We start from the raw sequence: 13,592 nt of genomic DNA, 5'->3' as shown, positions 1-13,592 counted from the left end.
CTGATGTTTGAAAGGTGTCAATGAAAATTGGAAAAATTTTGTGGGACAATGAACCTGTCCCTGTGTCCCATTAAAAAACCTGCATTTCACAAGGAATGCAGGTTCGAGATTATTTTTCTTGTTCCCATTCTTCTCTGAGCAACCCCATCCGGATTGAGTCATAGTAGAAGCCGTTATAGTAGCGACATTTTCTCATGCGCGCCTCGAGTGTCATGCCGAGCTTTTGGCCAACCTTGATCATTCGTTGATTGCCTGACCATGTCGTGTATCCGACTCTTTCGATGTATGGGATCGTCTCAAATAAATAGTCAATCCAATGCTTCATCGCCTCGGTTCCGTATCCATCCCCCCAATATTCCGGAAGATAGATGACAATGCCCATCTCGAGCCACCTTGTGGCTTCACTTTCCCAGTAGAAAATAACTGAACCAATGATTTGACCATCGGCTTCAATGATCATGTGATCTAATGGGTGGTGTTGCATAGCGAGTTGATGTTCCACCTTTTTTAAATACGTTTCTTTATCTATGTACTTAAGTGTGAAATATGGCGCATCCCACTTTTTCCATTCTGGATTAGTGTTACCGTAGCGCAATTCCCAAAGTACAGGTAAATCTTCTGTTTCGACTGGACGTAACGTGACTTTTTCTCCTTTTATTTTGACTAGATTCATCTTGATCCCCCTGATATACTCCAAAACATTAATTTCCAACATATTACCTATATATATATGTTTTATTCGTTACCAAAAGAGAAAATCCTTTCTTTTATTTAATCCGTGACTGTGAAAAAGTACTTTACTGTTTTTGACCCTTTTTCGGACAACAAAAAACATGCAGCGCTCTAGCACTGCATGCTTAATTTCCAACGACCTCTAGGAAATTGTCTTTGAATGATTCTTCTTTTTCAAACTGCATTTCTTGTTGTTGTTCAATTTCTACGCGTCTTGCCATCTCGAATTCTTTTAATCTTGTATCACTAAGATCGCCTTCATTTAATGCTTGTTCAAGAATTGGTGCCAAAACATGTGCATCTTTAATCGCACAGTTAATCCCAATCGCAGCCGTTGGTGTCATTGTATGGGCTGCATCTCCAAGGATGATGAGGCCATTTTTTACCCAAGTGGCTGCATTCGAACTAAACACTTTTAAGCAGACGAAGTTTTTCCAGGATTGAATATGTTCCCTTACAGTTGTTTCTAATTCTGGAAAGCTGGTTAAAAGTGGCTCCAGAAATGGCTCTAGCGGTTGCTTTCGTAACGAATTGAATGTACCTTCTTCAATGTTCCAACCAATTTGAATCATCCCACCCGTTTGTGTAAACAATGCTAGTTGATTTCCATTGGCAAGAACCATTTTTGTGGAAGGCTCCCAATCAGCAGGTGCTGGAATTTTAGCCCAAAGCACATCATATCCATGTGATTCCTCAGAAGCCGCAATACCCGCAAGTTTTCGAACAGTTGAATAACGGCCATCCGTTCCCACAACAATTTTACTCGCAATGTTGATTTCTTGTCCATTTTGTTTCGCTTTTACACCTGTATAGTGTCCTTGATCATCCTGAACTAACCCCGTGACAGTTGTGTTTACAAGCAACTGAAAGTTTGGAAACTGTGCTGCTTCGTTAGAAACAGCTGTTAAAAAATGAGGCTGTGGTATATGGATACCAACGTGATCCTCAAGTGTTGGAGTGATTGTTTTTACTATATGACTACCATTAATATATTGAACCTTCTTCATCTTTAATAATCCAAGTGCTTCTATTTTATCGAAAAGTTGATGTTCTTTTAATATAGCTTCGGTTTCTGCGTTGATGTGTTCACCTCTAAATTCACGTTCATTTCCAGAAGTACGCTCAACGACGATAGTAGATATACCCTTCTTCGCCATTAAAAAGCCAAGTAGAGCACCTGCAGGACCTCCGCCCACAATACAAACATCTGTCTGTAAATTCATGATATCACCTTCTATTATAATCGTATGATGCAAAAAGGTTTCCTAATAAGAAACAAAGTTCACTAAACGATAATTAAATGATAACAACCAAGATTTATTTGGTCAACTGATATTCATTTCCATAAACGATTGTAATAAAGTAGAACGTAATGGTTTGGAATATTTTTCAAGGGGAGAGTTGAATGGATAAAATTCTTTTATTGGTAGTGTTTACTTGTGCCCTATTTTTAGCTGGCTGTAATAGTGAGCAGACAGGACCATCAAAACAGGTGGATGAAAATCATACACCACCAAAACAAGTAGAAGTCGATGAAGAAGAAGAAACGCCATCGAAGCAAGAAGGCGAAGAAAAAAATACAGAACCTTTTGAAATAGATACAGCGACTTATGAGGATGGGGAGCTTATAATTTATTATCCTCAGCTAAATAAAATGCATGATAAGGAACTAGAGCAGCAAATCAATACTCTTATTCAAGAAAACGCAACACTCTTTCTAAAGCAATATAAAGGTGGGGACTCTCCACTTGAAATGAATTATGAGGTTGTATTACCAGATTCTGATACCTTTAGTATTCGATATACCGGTGACTATAATGGTGGGATGTATCCTACGAGCCTTTTTTTCACCACCACTATTGACTGGAAAAATGGAGAAAAAGTTAGACTAGCGGATATGTTTGTTATAAATGAAGGCTTCATTGAAAAATTGCAAAATGCACCTTTTATTGATTGGGAAAATCCAAAGGAGCCAAACCAGGAAAAACAGGCTGCTATTGTTGAATACTTAAAGACTTTTGATTCACAAACTTTTATTGAGGCCATTACGAAAGCAGATCACCCAAATCCTGAAGAAAACCCTTATGGCGTTTTTTCATACTTTCTTGATGATGCTGTTATCATAAGTATTCAAGTTCCACATGCACTTGGAGACCATGCAGAGTTTGAGCTGAAAATGAATGACTTGGTGAAAAAATAAAAAACTTGAGAAAAGCGCTAAGTGGAATCTAGCGCCTTTTCTTTTGGTTGTTTTACCAATCATACAAAGTTCATTAATTTCTTACTGACACAGGTTCTGTTGCTTTTACTGTTGATATTGCTTGTTCCTTTACAGAGGATTCCCTTTTTACAAATAAGGATAAAATTAAGGTAACAACTGAAATTCCAGTAACAAAGTAGAATGCATATTTTACACCTGCAGCTAAAATTTCCGGATCTGATGCAGCAGGAACTTCTGCCACATAGCTTCCTTGACCAGCTGTAAATAACGTAATCGCTATCGCTGTACCTGCTGCTCCAGCTACTTGATTCAATGTGTTCATCGCAGCTGAACCATCCGCATATAATTCACGTGGCAATTGATTTAGGGCATTTGTTTGTGATGGCATCATAACCATGGTGATCCCAAAGAAGAAAAGCATAAATGCAACGATGATTTGCCAACCCGGAGTCGATGCTGATATAACGGATGCAAACATGAAATTCGCGATCAGAATTACAATTGAACCAAAAATAACGAAAACACGTGGTCCGAATTTGTCAAATAGAGTTCCAACAATTGGTGACATCACAACATTGACCGCATTACCAGGAAATAATAACAAACCTGCCACTGCGGCAGTATATAATAAAGCATCTTTTAGATACATTGGTAAGAGAATACCCGCTGCTAAAATCATTAAAATCCCGAGGAACATCGTCGCTGTTCCCAAAGTAAACATTGGGTACTTAAATACACGTAAATTTACCATAGGCTGAGCCATTTTCATTTGGCGAACGCCAAATAATAGAAGCGCGATGATTCCAACAAGTAAAGGTGCCCAAACGATAGGCGCTGAGATAGGAGCTTCGGCCATCGATGCTAATGCGTAAATTAATCCGCCAAAACCGATGGATGATAAAGCAACCGATGAATAATCAATTTTGGGTCTTGTAATTTCCGAAACATTTTCAATTTTAATTACCGCAAGAAGTGTTAATAATGCATATAAAATAGTGCTAATCCAGAAAATATATGGCCAACCTAATGTACTAATAATGACCCCTGAAAGTGTTGGTCCTAAGGCAGGTCCTAATGTAATAACAAGTCCCATAATCCCCATTACAACTCCACGTCTATGAACTGGGAAAATAATTAAAAGAACACTCGTCATCACTGGTATTAAAACACCAGTTCCAATTGCTTGCACGATACGGCCAGCTAATAGAATTGCAAAATTTGGAGATAGAGCAGCTAATACCGCTCCTATAAGTGAAATAACTAATCCCCCAATTACTAATTGTCTCGTAGAGAACCATTTCATCAACAGGGCAGAAATTGGTACTAATATCGCTAACACTAATAGATATCCTGTTGTCAGCCATTGAGCAATTGCAGGTTTAACTGAAAATTCTCCCATAATTTTTGTTAATGCCATGTTTAATGCTGTTTCACCAAACAATCCTATAAAGGTACCAAACATTAAAATAAATGCCATCATCTTAGGACTTTTGACTTGTAATAGTGTATTCATAAATATCTCCTTTTTCTTTGATTTGACCTGAGTTTGGTCTATTTTTGGCAAAACAAAAGCCAACCCCTCTTCTACCTGAGCTCTGCTCATGAAAAAGTGGAATTAGCTGTTTTTCAAAAACCATATTATTCTTTTTTGGGAATAACACTTACTCTTGTAATAAATTAGGAAGTACTTTGGATATGGTTGCTAGTGGATGGCTTGATTTTTGTGTTAAACAAAGCATCATTCCACCCTCAACAGTCGCTACCATCGCAAGTGCGATAGAATCTGCTGTTTCTCTTAAAAATCCATCTGCTACTAGCTTGTTTGAATAGATCTGTTGCATTTTCGTATATAAAAGGGAACAAGCATTGCGGACTGGTTCACTTAGCGAAGCCATTTCGCTGACGATGCTACTAAACGTGTATCCAGCAATCGTTCCTTCCGTTTCAAATTGAACAATTAATTGATCTATCATAGCATTGGCAGCATCTTTTGTGTTCGGGTACCGTTCAAATATCTCCTCAATGTCCTGAGTAATCGTTGCATTCAGTTCTTGGAGGCAAGCAATTAGTAATTCCTCTTTTCCATTTGGAAAGTGATGATAGAGTGAACCTTTTGAAATATTGCATGCTTTTAATATTTCATTTAGACCCACACCTATATAACCTTTTTGCTGGAAAAGCTTTGTCGCAATTTCAATGATTAGCGATTTTGTATCCATTCTCGTTGTACCTCCCCACCATACCAACCGGTCTGTTTGTAACTTTACCAAAAATTTTTCCTTATAGTCAAGTGTTTTTTTACTACGAATTTAGTGTTAACTATAACGTATCTAAAATACAACTGCCCCAAAAATAGTAAAAAAACAGCACTAATTCATAGGAGAATTAACGCTGTTGCAAAGAAAAACTATCTTGTTCAACCTTAAGCAAATGAATTTATATTTCTATCCAAAACCTTTTTATGACATTACCATCTTCCTCGATAAAGTCCGTATCAGGTACCCCACCGTTCTTTACTATTGTTTTTAATGAACCGATATTATCCTCATCACAAACAACTAAGGCTTTCTGAATCCCAAGTTCTTTCGCTTTTTCTAAAGATAATGCCAATAGTTTTGTTGCATATCCTTTACATCGTTCAGAGGGACGGATTCCATACCCAATATGACCGCCACTATTGAATAACGTTTCGGTTAATTGATGGCGGATATTTACTGCTCCGATTACATTTTTGTTTTCGCCGCCTAACCAAAAGGTTGAGTCAGGCACCCAATTTTCAGGGATATTTTCTCCTTTTTCAGAATCAAATAGAGATTGAAGCATTTCTTGAAAATTTGATGGGTCCTTACTAATCACCCAAGGTACCATATTTTCCTGACTTTCTTTCCATTCATTGTAGAAGGATAGATATTCAGATTGATAGTCTAGTGATGGCCGTATTAATGTAACCTGTTCCATATATAATCACCTTCCATAACGGTTATAACAACCGAAATAGTAACTTTTTTTCTCAAATCTTGCATACTTCAAACTGATTACTAGCATTCACCACAATTTTACTGCCATCTGTTGTTAAAATTTCAAGAGGATATATTGCAGAGAGTTTATCGGAAAAGATCCATCGTCTCCCTGGTTGATTTAAGATAATGAAGATTCCTTTTAATTTTTCTCCCATGAAATTTAGTGATGTTTGACTAAGTGGGTTGTTGTCCCGCTCTTTAATACCAATCTCTATTAACCTAGTGCCAGCACTAATCGCATCATTTACTGTCAGTCCTATTTCACTAATATTTATCACACTTTCTATCGAGAATGGCTTTGTTTCTACTTCAGAGTCCTGCCTTGAAATGAACTCTACAATATTCCCAGCCGGATCGTAAAAATAGAGCGCATGCGCGGAAAAGAAAGAAAAATAGGCTTCATCTTCCCCATCCTCGACACTTAATTCCACCCTCTCTTTGACCCATGACTTTGCTTCTCTAAACTTGTTAGACGGAATATTAAATGCAAAGTGATAATAAGGATTCCCTTTTACGTTTTCTGAGGTAAATTCCAACTCGCTTGAACCTACTCTAATTCGAAAACTACTGTTATTTTCTTTAATTAAAGGAAATCCGAAAAGGTCAACATAGAACTTCTTCATCTCATCTATTTTATCTGTTTGTAAAATGACTAATTTAATCTCCATGTTGAGACACTCCTTTAAATATTTACTGATTAATTACCGAAAATCCGATCCACCCAATAAGAATAAAATTTGGAGATACCAGCAAAATTGATAACCATTTTACTTTTTTGGCAAGGAACACGGCAGCCCCAATATAAAACAGCGGAAATATAAGTCCCCATATTTCAAAACGTGGTGTAGCTGCAAGATAGAGTGACAGTGGTACTAGAAGCACTGCAGATATGACGAGTAATAAAGGTTTATTTTTATAGATTGATAAAACAGAGAGTATAAGTGAAACAATCATAAACGGCCAAAATAGAAATGCCATAGAAACCTCCAATTATAAGTGATATTTAACTTATTACTTGAATAAGTTCAACAAAAAGAAGTGTTAATCCTGCTTTGATTAACACCTCTTTAAACGGTTACGTTTTTAATATGAGTAAAACAATGAGAAAAATGATAAGGCCAATCATAAAAATCGTACCAAGACTTGCACTGTAGACGACATACACATTTACATGAAGAATCACATGGACAATCAGGATAACGAGTATCAAAATCAGCAATAGAATCGCTACACTAATATTCTTATTCCTATTCAAAAAATCAGCACCTTAACGAAGAATTAGGAAGGCTTGTATACTAACGTTTATTCTTCAGTCCGTGACAATATTCCTAAAACTCCCTTAACTAAGGGTGCTTTGCAATTGAAATAGGTGTTTGGATTTTCTAGACTCTTTTTCGGTATAGCACTTATCGTTTTTCGGTCTGGAGCTATACCGATTACGCTGTTTCCGGTATAGCATTAATCGTTTCTCGATACTGGGTTATACCGATTACACTGTTTCCGGTATAGCATTTATCGTTTTTCGATCTGGTGCTATAGCGATTACGCTCTTTGCGGTATAGCATTTATCGTTTCTCGGTCTGGAGCTATACCGATTACGCTCTTTGCGGTATAGCATTTATCGTTTCTCGGTCTGGAGCTATACCGATTACGCTGTTTCCGGTATAGCATTTATCGTTTTTCGTTACTGGGATATACCGATTACGCTCTTTGCGGTATAGCAATTATCGTTTTTCGATCTGGTGCTATACCGATTACGCTCTTTGCGGTATAGCATTTATCGTTTTTCGATCTGGTGCTATACCGATTACACTCTTTGCGGTATAGCATTTATCGTTTCTCGATACTGGGATATACCAATTACGCTCTTTGCGGTATAGTACTTATCTTTTTTCGATACAGGGATATACCAATTGCTCCCTTTCCGATATAGCTTTTATCGTATTTCGGTCTGGTGAGTAAAGGATTTTTAAAAAAAACTCCTCCATCAGGAAGGATGACGCCAGCGGCCAAAGCCACCTTCTGTATTAATGATTTGTCCGGTAATCCACGAAGCCTCTTCCGTTAACAACCACGTAATAAGACGCGCTGGATCTTCTGGCTGCCCAATTCTTCCAAATGGGAACATGGGTTTAAGGTTTTTCCATAGTTCCTCGGTCATATATCCCGTATCAACTGGTCCTGGGTTCACGGTATTCACGGTGATGTTTTGATCAGCCAATTGATCTGATAGTGTTAGCGTTAGATCAGCAAGCGCTCCCTTCGAAGCAACGTACGCAACTTCACCTGACATGGGACCTAATCGTTGTCCCGACGTCATGAAAATAATTTTTCCCCTGCCAGATTCAGGATCATGTTGAGCTGCAAAATATTGTGCGAGTAGAATGGATGAACGTGCATTAACAGCCCAGTGTTTATCTAACATTTCGAGAGTCAGTTCACCAAGTGCACCATCGCTCCCACTCATTGCATGATTGCATACAAGAGAATCTACATGTCCACATTGATTACGGATTTCATCCATCACCCTTTTTGGTTCTTCAGGGTCTAAAAAATCCCCGCTTATGTCATACAGAAATGCATCCTCGATTAGCTCAGCTTTGATACCTTTAAGTAATTCACTTAAATCATCCGCACCCCATGATTGTTCTTGATCATGAGGCTGGAAATGATGAATCATAACAGAAGCTCCCCATGCAGCCACTTGACGGGCAATCGCATACCCAATCCCTTGGCGACGGCTAACTCCAGTAATAAGTATATTTTTTCCTTTGAGTGGATATTGGTCTCGCATTAATTGGCTCATCAACCGTGATCTCCCTTTTATTTATATTCAGATCTTAAATATGTCACTTTTAAAGCACCCTGCTTCATTACTTCTTCTCTTCCTTAACTGCTAGAATTTGAGTTTCGGTTCCTAATACTTTTCGGATGTTTTTTCGAGCTTCTGCTGGTGTTCTTGCGTTAACTGACTGAACTTGTGTTTTTCCGTCTACCTCAATTTCGACAAGAAAGCATTTTGCACCACATCTCATCAGAACCCCATCCTTCCATTAAACTTAACCCCATTTTAACACAATACTTTCAACTTCCATTACATAATGGATAAATCGATTTTCCTTAGTTCTATGGTACTTTCGTCTCGTTTTTATTTCTAAAATTGTTTCATATACTTATAGAATAATGATATGTAAGGATGTTTAGTTATGAAGGAATTAAGTTGGCCAAAAATAGTAGCATTTGCGGCATTTATTTTTATATGTTATACGATTTATGATAACGTTCAGGAGCACCAAGAGTTCCTTGAAAAAGCAGAGGCAAATCACGTCGAAGAGAGGGTTTGGCGGAAGTATGTGGTGAATGGGCTATTGGAAGGACCTAGGTTTTCCGTCCAAATCGGAGCTTTGCCTGAAAGTAGTATCCCTACAAAACATAATGATTCGATGATTACGATTTCTCAGGATTTATTTTACCAAATTGACGTAGGAGATACCATTCCCGGTTATGAAGTCGACGGAAAGTTTTATACGGAGACACTGTTAAAAGAGGAAATACAATGGTTTTATATTTTGTTAACCGTATTCAGTCTGTATCCAGTTGGCTATATTTTATATTGGCTAGCTAAAATTAAAACCCTATGGAGTTTGTTTTCGAATATATCGAGACGCTTGTTTCTTGATAAGATTGCGGGTTTTGTGATTCCTGTACTCATATTTGGTGGCTTAATAATAGCTCTCCTTCTCTTTCTTTCAACTGAAACAAAATCAGCATTTGAAAATGGGTATGAGAAATATTTTGGAAAGAATCATGCTGAAACCATGGCAATTGTAACAGACCGCGGTTTTGAAAGGAGAACGTCAAAGTACAACAGAAGTGAGTACTACATTTCTTTAATGTATAAACCGAAGGATCATGACCCCATTTTTGTCGTAAAAGGCGTCACGTGGCATACGTATAACAAATATAAAATGGAAATGCCAATCATCTATAATATCGATAATCCTTATCAGGTCTTTGCCAAGGATATGGATTTTAGAGATTACACTGCAATCCTAATGACGGATACCGTAATCTTAACTCTCGTATCTATCTTTCTGATCATTTTATTAAGTTGGATTCCGTTTTTGTTATGGAAACGAAACAAACAAAAAGAAAAGGACCATCCATTCTAGATATGGACGGTCCCTTTTTATATCATTAATCTCTTTCTCTTGCCTTTTGTGTATCACGGATGTTCTTTTGAACGGTAATAGCTGCAAAAATACTTAAAACAAATGCCATTCCGTAAAAACCTTTTTCGCTTAAAACGATACTTCCAGCGTTGTAAAGTCCTATCGCCATTAATGATACAGATACGATGAGTGCAACCCAACTAATTCCATAATAGATACTTGTTACCGGAATTCCCTCTTCCTTATCCCTTACAGCTTTTTGCAAAGAAACGGATGCATACAGACCAAAAATTAAGATTGCAAAATAATAGCCTTTTTCATTTAGTTCCATTGCGGCGTTAAACAAACCGATCAGATAAGCAGAAACACCAACTACTAACGCTGCCCACGAAGCTCCTCTAAAGGCTGCAGTTGGCTCCCCTTCTTTCCGCTCCACCTTCACTTTCGGTTTTTCTTGTTTGTCTTTATCCACCAAAATCTCATTCTCCATCGAATGTTCCCCTCCGTTTTTCTGATAAAAAAGGAGCACTGCAGATACCCTGTAGTGCCTAAATCCATTATACAAAAACCGTTTACAAAAAATGATAATTTTTTCGTTTTTTTACATCCGGAATTTTCGACATTTTAAGATTCCAAGTATTTTTGTAATAACCGATAGCCACCGATGATCACATAAGAAATGAATCCTAAAATGATGATAAGTCGAATTATGATTTGATCAATAAGAAAGAGTACGAATATCATTGTTAGAAGTAAAATACCTACGCGAGCCACAAATTTTGTATAACGAATGGCATCATCCGAAAACTCAGGTTCCTCCTTATACATCCACCTTTGCCCGAAAATCATACTTTCCTCGGGGTTGAAATAGGTCCATATTAACACTGCATATAAAGGAATCATTAAAATAAAATACAGAATGACTTCTGCCAAATCAGCCCCCCCTAGCGAAGATTTAATCCTTTTATAAAATATACGGTTTTACTTACCACTTAGTTTCAAATTATTCTGTCTTTATTACATTTAACTACCCATTCATTAGAAAAATACAAAATATGAAACTAGTAAAACAATCAAAATGAAAATATCGCCCTTTAAGGGCTCGTGACAATCACCCATTTTCTTTGGAAAACGTGGCATTTTGAGACTAGGTGAGTATACTGTAGGGAATCTACACAGAGAAAGGAAGTAAGAACATGGAGCTAAATGTATCTAACGTAAATGCGGCATCTTTTCAGACCCCTTACATGGCACCACAACCAACATATACAGCCCCAAGCTATGATTTCACCCCTAGTTATGGATATGCTTGTCCTGAACCTTGTAACGATAATACCTTTGTATTAGTCGTTGTGTTGTTTATCTTATTAATCATTATCGGTGCTTGCTATTTTCCAAAGTGCTAATTAAAAGCTAGCCTTCAAAAACATCACACAAAAAACAAGAACATATTTCAGTGATATGTTCTTGTTTTTTTAAAAGAGTTAAAATACCAATCCACATTAAGTGATATCTTGGCTTTTTCTAATAACCTTGGATATCGGACACAAATTTGAACTTATCGGACAAAGATGGCAGGATATCGGACAATAATTCGATTTTAACGGACAATGTCGCCAATATATCGGACACAAAACACTTTTTATCGGACATACCAAAATATTTCTGTTGTTAGGTCTTTGGCTCGAATACTTATTATATTCTTTCATATATTGAGTTTAGGACAACCACTCATTATGGAGGGATTTATTTGGATAACATTGAAAAAGAACCACAGGCGAAGACCGATAATAGAAACTATAACAAAATTAGAGTGAATAACCATATAAATTTCACGGTGAATTTCGGTGATTCTCTCAATTTACTGGCCCTAATTGCAGGTGTATTTTTCATAAAGACCATTTCTAAAAAGACTAAACAGAAACCCCCAAAAAGAAAAAAGGCGTTGATCCTTCCTTAGATCATCGCCTTTTCTTATTGTCGTGGTGCAAATAACATGACCGAAACACCTATGATACAGATTCCTGCACCTACCCAATCGTATAGATCGGGCGTTTTCTTATCAATTCCCCACCCCCAAAGGACAGAAAGAACGATAAAGACCCCGCCATAGGCTGCATAAACTCTACCGAAAGAAGGAAAGGTTTGAAAAGTGGCAATCACACCATATAGGGCCAATGCGATTCCGCCACCGATTCCCCAATAATATGGCTTCCCTTCTCTTAACCAAAGCCAAATCAAGTAACCTCCACCAATTTCAGCGATTCCTGCTATGATAAAAAAGAAAATTGCATGTAAAATGTAAATCACGTCCTATGTATGTAAATTGCAGTACTTATCTATTATACCAACTTGATATGTTATAATCTTTGCTAGGCAATTACTAATAAATTTCTTTACGTTTATCCATTAAGTACTTCACTCAACTGCAATGGTGAGATCGTTCCTTGGTGAAAGTACAATTGCCATCTTCCATCAATATGCTTCCATATGGAGCTTCGAAGTGTATTCCGTTTCCTTGTCTCATTGACAATGAAATAGGTTGCTAAAACGACATCTGGTGCCAAAGGATAAATCTCGTAGTTATGGAGAGACATTGCCGTAAGATCAATTCTGGATTCAAGACATTCCTTTTTATTAAACATATAACCGGAACTACCAATCTCAAAGAAGTCATCTGCTAGAAGCTTAGCTAGTTCCTCACGACTTTTTCGAACTTCTACGTTTATATGCATTTCCTCTAATTCTTTTAAATGTTGTTTTAACTGATTACCCACTATTTACAACACCCTTCTTTACTTTCTCCATTATATTTCATTCTCCTATAACTATCTTATACCTTTATACCTTTAACACTTTATCACTTTGCAATGACAAAAAGGGGTCCAAGGGTCGGATGTTTCGACCTTTGAACACCCCTTTTATTATTTTACTTTCAAACAATAAATCGGCTCAGGATGATGACCCTCTTCTACCTCTCCGGTTGGGATAAAACCTGCTTTTTCATAGGTTCTTATTGCGCGTTCATTATTATAGATAACAGATAGATAGATTTCCTCGCATTGATAGGTATTTACCATATCCTCAATAATTGCATTTAAAACGGATGTCCCATATCCTTTTCCTTGATATTGATGCCCTAACATCATACTGATCAATTCATAACGATTTGTTTCTTTTTGAAATCCATGGGAAGCAAAACCGATTAGTGTATCACCATCATAGATTGCTTTTGGAGTAAAACCAAATGTTTGGCATAGTGCTAGAAAATACGTATTTGATCCTACCCACCTTTCATAAATTTGGATATACTTTTCTTGGTTTTCATCAGACTTTAAATTGATTACATCATAGAAATTATCCTCTGTGACATCAACTAATTTAATGTTCATGGAAGTTCTCCCTTTTTAGTTAAAATAAAAAACCATCCTATTAATTCAACAAATG

At 37.1% G+C, this 13,592-nt stretch carries 19 protein-coding genes; 4 read left to right on the top strand and 15 right to left on the bottom strand.

What is annotated here, in order from left to right; all coding sequences use genetic code 11:
• Nucleotides 1–109: 109 nt before the first annotated feature.
• Both ACFSFW_RS07890 and ACFSFW_RS07885 read right to left on the bottom strand, forming a co-directional pair.
• On the bottom strand, nucleotides 110–673 hold the full coding sequence (locus tag ACFSFW_RS07890) for a GNAT family N-acetyltransferase (RefSeq protein WP_388036900.1): 564 nt from the start codon (nucleotides 671–673) through the stop codon (nucleotides 110–112).
• 184 nt (nucleotides 674–857) lie between these two features.
• A complete protein-coding gene (locus ACFSFW_RS07885; protein ID WP_388036898.1) occupies nucleotides 858–1,955 on the bottom strand; it encodes an FAD-dependent monooxygenase in 1,098 nt (365 codons plus the stop codon).
• A gap of 182 nt (nucleotides 1,956–2,137) precedes the next feature.
• Here ACFSFW_RS07885 and ACFSFW_RS07880 point away from each other — a divergent pair, with 182 nt between their 5' ends.
• Nucleotides 2,138–2,932, top strand: coding sequence for a polysaccharide deacetylase family protein (locus ACFSFW_RS07880; RefSeq protein ID WP_388036895.1), 795 nt, complete (start codon nucleotides 2,138–2,140; stop codon nucleotides 2,930–2,932).
• A 73-nt stretch (nucleotides 2,933–3,005) separates the two neighbouring features.
• On the opposite strand, the gene ACFSFW_RS07875 is transcribed toward ACFSFW_RS07880, so the two are convergent.
• From ACFSFW_RS07875 to ACFSFW_RS07840, 8 genes are all read right to left on the bottom strand, one after another.
• The gene (locus ACFSFW_RS07875; RefSeq protein WP_388036893.1) at nucleotides 3,006–4,466 is read right to left on the bottom strand and encodes a DHA2 family efflux MFS transporter permease subunit; all 1,461 of its coding nucleotides are present in this window, start codon (nucleotides 4,464–4,466) and stop codon (nucleotides 3,006–3,008) included.
• 148 nt (nucleotides 4,467–4,614) lie between these two features.
• On the bottom strand, nucleotides 4,615–5,172 hold the full coding sequence (locus ACFSFW_RS07870; RefSeq protein ID WP_388036891.1) for a TetR/AcrR family transcriptional regulator: 558 nt from the start codon (nucleotides 5,170–5,172) through the stop codon (nucleotides 4,615–4,617).
• Between the two features lie 217 nt (nucleotides 5,173–5,389).
• Complete coding sequence (locus tag ACFSFW_RS07865) at nucleotides 5,390–5,911, bottom strand: GNAT family N-acetyltransferase (protein ID WP_388036888.1); 522 nt, start codon at nucleotides 5,909–5,911, stop codon at nucleotides 5,390–5,392.
• Between the two features lie 52 nt (nucleotides 5,912–5,963).
• Nucleotides 5,964–6,641, bottom strand: coding sequence for a toxoflavin lyase-like VOC family protein (locus tag ACFSFW_RS07860; RefSeq protein ID WP_388036885.1), 678 nt, complete (start codon nucleotides 6,639–6,641; stop codon nucleotides 5,964–5,966).
• A gap of 22 nt (nucleotides 6,642–6,663) precedes the next feature.
• The gene (locus ACFSFW_RS07855; RefSeq protein WP_388036882.1) at nucleotides 6,664–6,951 is read right to left on the bottom strand and encodes a hypothetical protein; all 288 of its coding nucleotides are present in this window, start codon (nucleotides 6,949–6,951) and stop codon (nucleotides 6,664–6,666) included.
• 97 nt (nucleotides 6,952–7,048) lie between these two features.
• Complete coding sequence (locus ACFSFW_RS07850; RefSeq protein WP_133372279.1) at nucleotides 7,049–7,228, bottom strand: hypothetical protein; 180 nt, start codon at nucleotides 7,226–7,228, stop codon at nucleotides 7,049–7,051.
• A 732-nt stretch (nucleotides 7,229–7,960) separates the two neighbouring features.
• On the bottom strand, nucleotides 7,961–8,779 hold the full coding sequence (locus ACFSFW_RS07845) for an SDR family oxidoreductase (RefSeq protein WP_388036878.1): 819 nt from the start codon (nucleotides 8,777–8,779) through the stop codon (nucleotides 7,961–7,963).
• Nucleotides 8,780–8,846: 67 nt separating this feature from the next.
• Nucleotides 8,847–9,008, bottom strand: a complete 162-nt coding sequence (locus ACFSFW_RS07840; protein WP_388036875.1) for a hypothetical protein — start codon at nucleotides 9,006–9,008, stop codon at nucleotides 8,847–8,849.
• Between the two features lie 171 nt (nucleotides 9,009–9,179).
• On the opposite strand from ACFSFW_RS07840, the gene ACFSFW_RS07835 reads away from it, so the two are divergent.
• Complete coding sequence (locus tag ACFSFW_RS07835) at nucleotides 9,180–10,145, top strand: hypothetical protein (protein WP_388036872.1); 966 nt, start codon at nucleotides 9,180–9,182, stop codon at nucleotides 10,143–10,145.
• Between the two features lie 25 nt (nucleotides 10,146–10,170).
• Here ACFSFW_RS07835 and yiaA read toward each other — a convergent pair whose 3' ends face one another.
• Together yiaA and ACFSFW_RS07825 are read right to left on the bottom strand one after the other, a co-directional pair.
• Nucleotides 10,171–10,635, bottom strand: a complete 465-nt coding sequence (yiaA, locus tag ACFSFW_RS07830; protein WP_388036869.1) for an inner membrane protein YiaA — start codon at nucleotides 10,633–10,635, stop codon at nucleotides 10,171–10,173.
• Nucleotides 10,636–10,769: 134 nt separating this feature from the next.
• The gene (locus tag ACFSFW_RS07825; RefSeq protein WP_388036866.1) at nucleotides 10,770–11,078 is read right to left on the bottom strand and encodes a hypothetical protein; all 309 of its coding nucleotides are present in this window, start codon (nucleotides 11,076–11,078) and stop codon (nucleotides 10,770–10,772) included.
• A gap of 263 nt (nucleotides 11,079–11,341) precedes the next feature.
• On the opposite strand from ACFSFW_RS07825, the gene ACFSFW_RS07820 reads away from it, so the two are divergent.
• Nucleotides 11,342–11,551 (top strand): YjcZ family sporulation protein, encoded by a 210-nt coding sequence (locus ACFSFW_RS07820; RefSeq protein WP_281254472.1) that lies wholly within the window; start codon nucleotides 11,342–11,344, stop codon nucleotides 11,549–11,551.
• A 344-nt stretch (nucleotides 11,552–11,895) separates the two neighbouring features.
• Complete coding sequence (locus tag ACFSFW_RS07815) at nucleotides 11,896–12,105, top strand: hypothetical protein (RefSeq protein WP_388036863.1); 210 nt, start codon at nucleotides 11,896–11,898, stop codon at nucleotides 12,103–12,105.
• Nucleotides 12,106–12,119: 14 nt separating this feature from the next.
• Here the strand turns inward: ACFSFW_RS07815 and ACFSFW_RS07810 are convergent, their stop codons facing one another.
• The 3 genes from ACFSFW_RS07810 to ACFSFW_RS07800 form a co-directional block, all read right to left on the bottom strand.
• On the bottom strand, nucleotides 12,120–12,455 hold the full coding sequence (locus tag ACFSFW_RS07810) for a YnfA family protein (protein WP_388036861.1): 336 nt from the start codon (nucleotides 12,453–12,455) through the stop codon (nucleotides 12,120–12,122).
• A 92-nt stretch (nucleotides 12,456–12,547) separates the two neighbouring features.
• Nucleotides 12,548–12,880 (bottom strand): nuclear transport factor 2 family protein, encoded by a 333-nt coding sequence (locus tag ACFSFW_RS07805; RefSeq protein ID WP_388037423.1) that lies wholly within the window; start codon nucleotides 12,878–12,880, stop codon nucleotides 12,548–12,550.
• Between the two features lie 189 nt (nucleotides 12,881–13,069).
• Complete coding sequence (locus ACFSFW_RS07800) at nucleotides 13,070–13,537, bottom strand: GNAT family N-acetyltransferase (protein WP_388036859.1); 468 nt, start codon at nucleotides 13,535–13,537, stop codon at nucleotides 13,070–13,072.
• Between the last annotated feature and the right edge of the window lie 55 nt (nucleotides 13,538–13,592).

It is taken from the genome of Ferdinandcohnia salidurans, assembly GCF_042680725.1.
Lineage (GTDB): Bacteria > Bacillota > Bacilli > Bacillales > Bacillaceae_L > Ferdinandcohnia > Ferdinandcohnia salidurans.
Note: the sequence above shows the minus strand (reverse complement) of the source record. Positions and strands in the feature narration are given on the sequence as shown.

Bases quoted from the DNA above. Each gene is read 5' to 3' on its own strand.
- ACFSFW_RS07805 (WP_388037423.1), bottom strand. From the start codon at position 12,880: ATGCATATAAACGTAGAAGTTCGAAAAAGTCGTGAGGAACTAGCTAAG.
- yiaA (WP_388036869.1), bottom strand. From the start codon at position 10,635: ATGGAGAATGAGATTTTGGTGGATAAAGACAAACAAGAAAAACCGAAA.
- ACFSFW_RS07800 (WP_388036859.1), bottom strand. From the start codon at position 13,537: ATGAACATTAAATTAGTTGATGTCACAGAGGATAATTTCTATGATGTA.
- ACFSFW_RS07880 (WP_388036895.1), top strand. From the start codon at position 2,138: ATGGATAAAATTCTTTTATTGGTAGTGTTTACTTGTGCCCTATTTTTA.
- ACFSFW_RS07860 (WP_388036885.1), bottom strand. From the start codon at position 6,641: ATGGAGATTAAATTAGTCATTTTACAAACAGATAAAATAGATGAGATG.
- ACFSFW_RS07835 (WP_388036872.1), top strand. From the start codon at position 9,180: ATGAAGGAATTAAGTTGGCCAAAAATAGTAGCATTTGCGGCATTTATT.
- ACFSFW_RS07865 (WP_388036888.1), bottom strand. From the start codon at position 5,911: ATGGAACAGGTTACATTAATACGGCCATCACTAGACTATCAATCTGAA.
- ACFSFW_RS07885 (WP_388036898.1), bottom strand. From the start codon at position 1,955: ATGAATTTACAGACAGATGTTTGTATTGTGGGCGGAGGTCCTGCAGGT.
- ACFSFW_RS07840 (WP_388036875.1), bottom strand. From the start codon at position 9,008: ATGAGATGTGGTGCAAAATGCTTTCTTGTCGAAATTGAGGTAGACGGA.
- ACFSFW_RS07870 (WP_388036891.1), bottom strand. From the start codon at position 5,172: ATGGATACAAAATCGCTAATCATTGAAATTGCGACAAAGCTTTTCCAG.
- ACFSFW_RS07855 (WP_388036882.1), bottom strand. From the start codon at position 6,951: ATGGCATTTCTATTTTGGCCGTTTATGATTGTTTCACTTATACTCTCT.
- ACFSFW_RS07890 (WP_388036900.1), bottom strand. From the start codon at position 673: ATGAATCTAGTCAAAATAAAAGGAGAAAAAGTCACGTTACGTCCAGTC.
- ACFSFW_RS07875 (WP_388036893.1), bottom strand. From the start codon at position 4,466: ATGAATACACTATTACAAGTCAAAAGTCCTAAGATGATGGCATTTATT.
- ACFSFW_RS07820 (WP_281254472.1), top strand. From the start codon at position 11,342: ATGGAGCTAAATGTATCTAACGTAAATGCGGCATCTTTTCAGACCCCT.
- ACFSFW_RS07845 (WP_388036878.1), bottom strand. From the start codon at position 8,779: ATGAGCCAATTAATGCGAGACCAATATCCACTCAAAGGAAAAAATATA.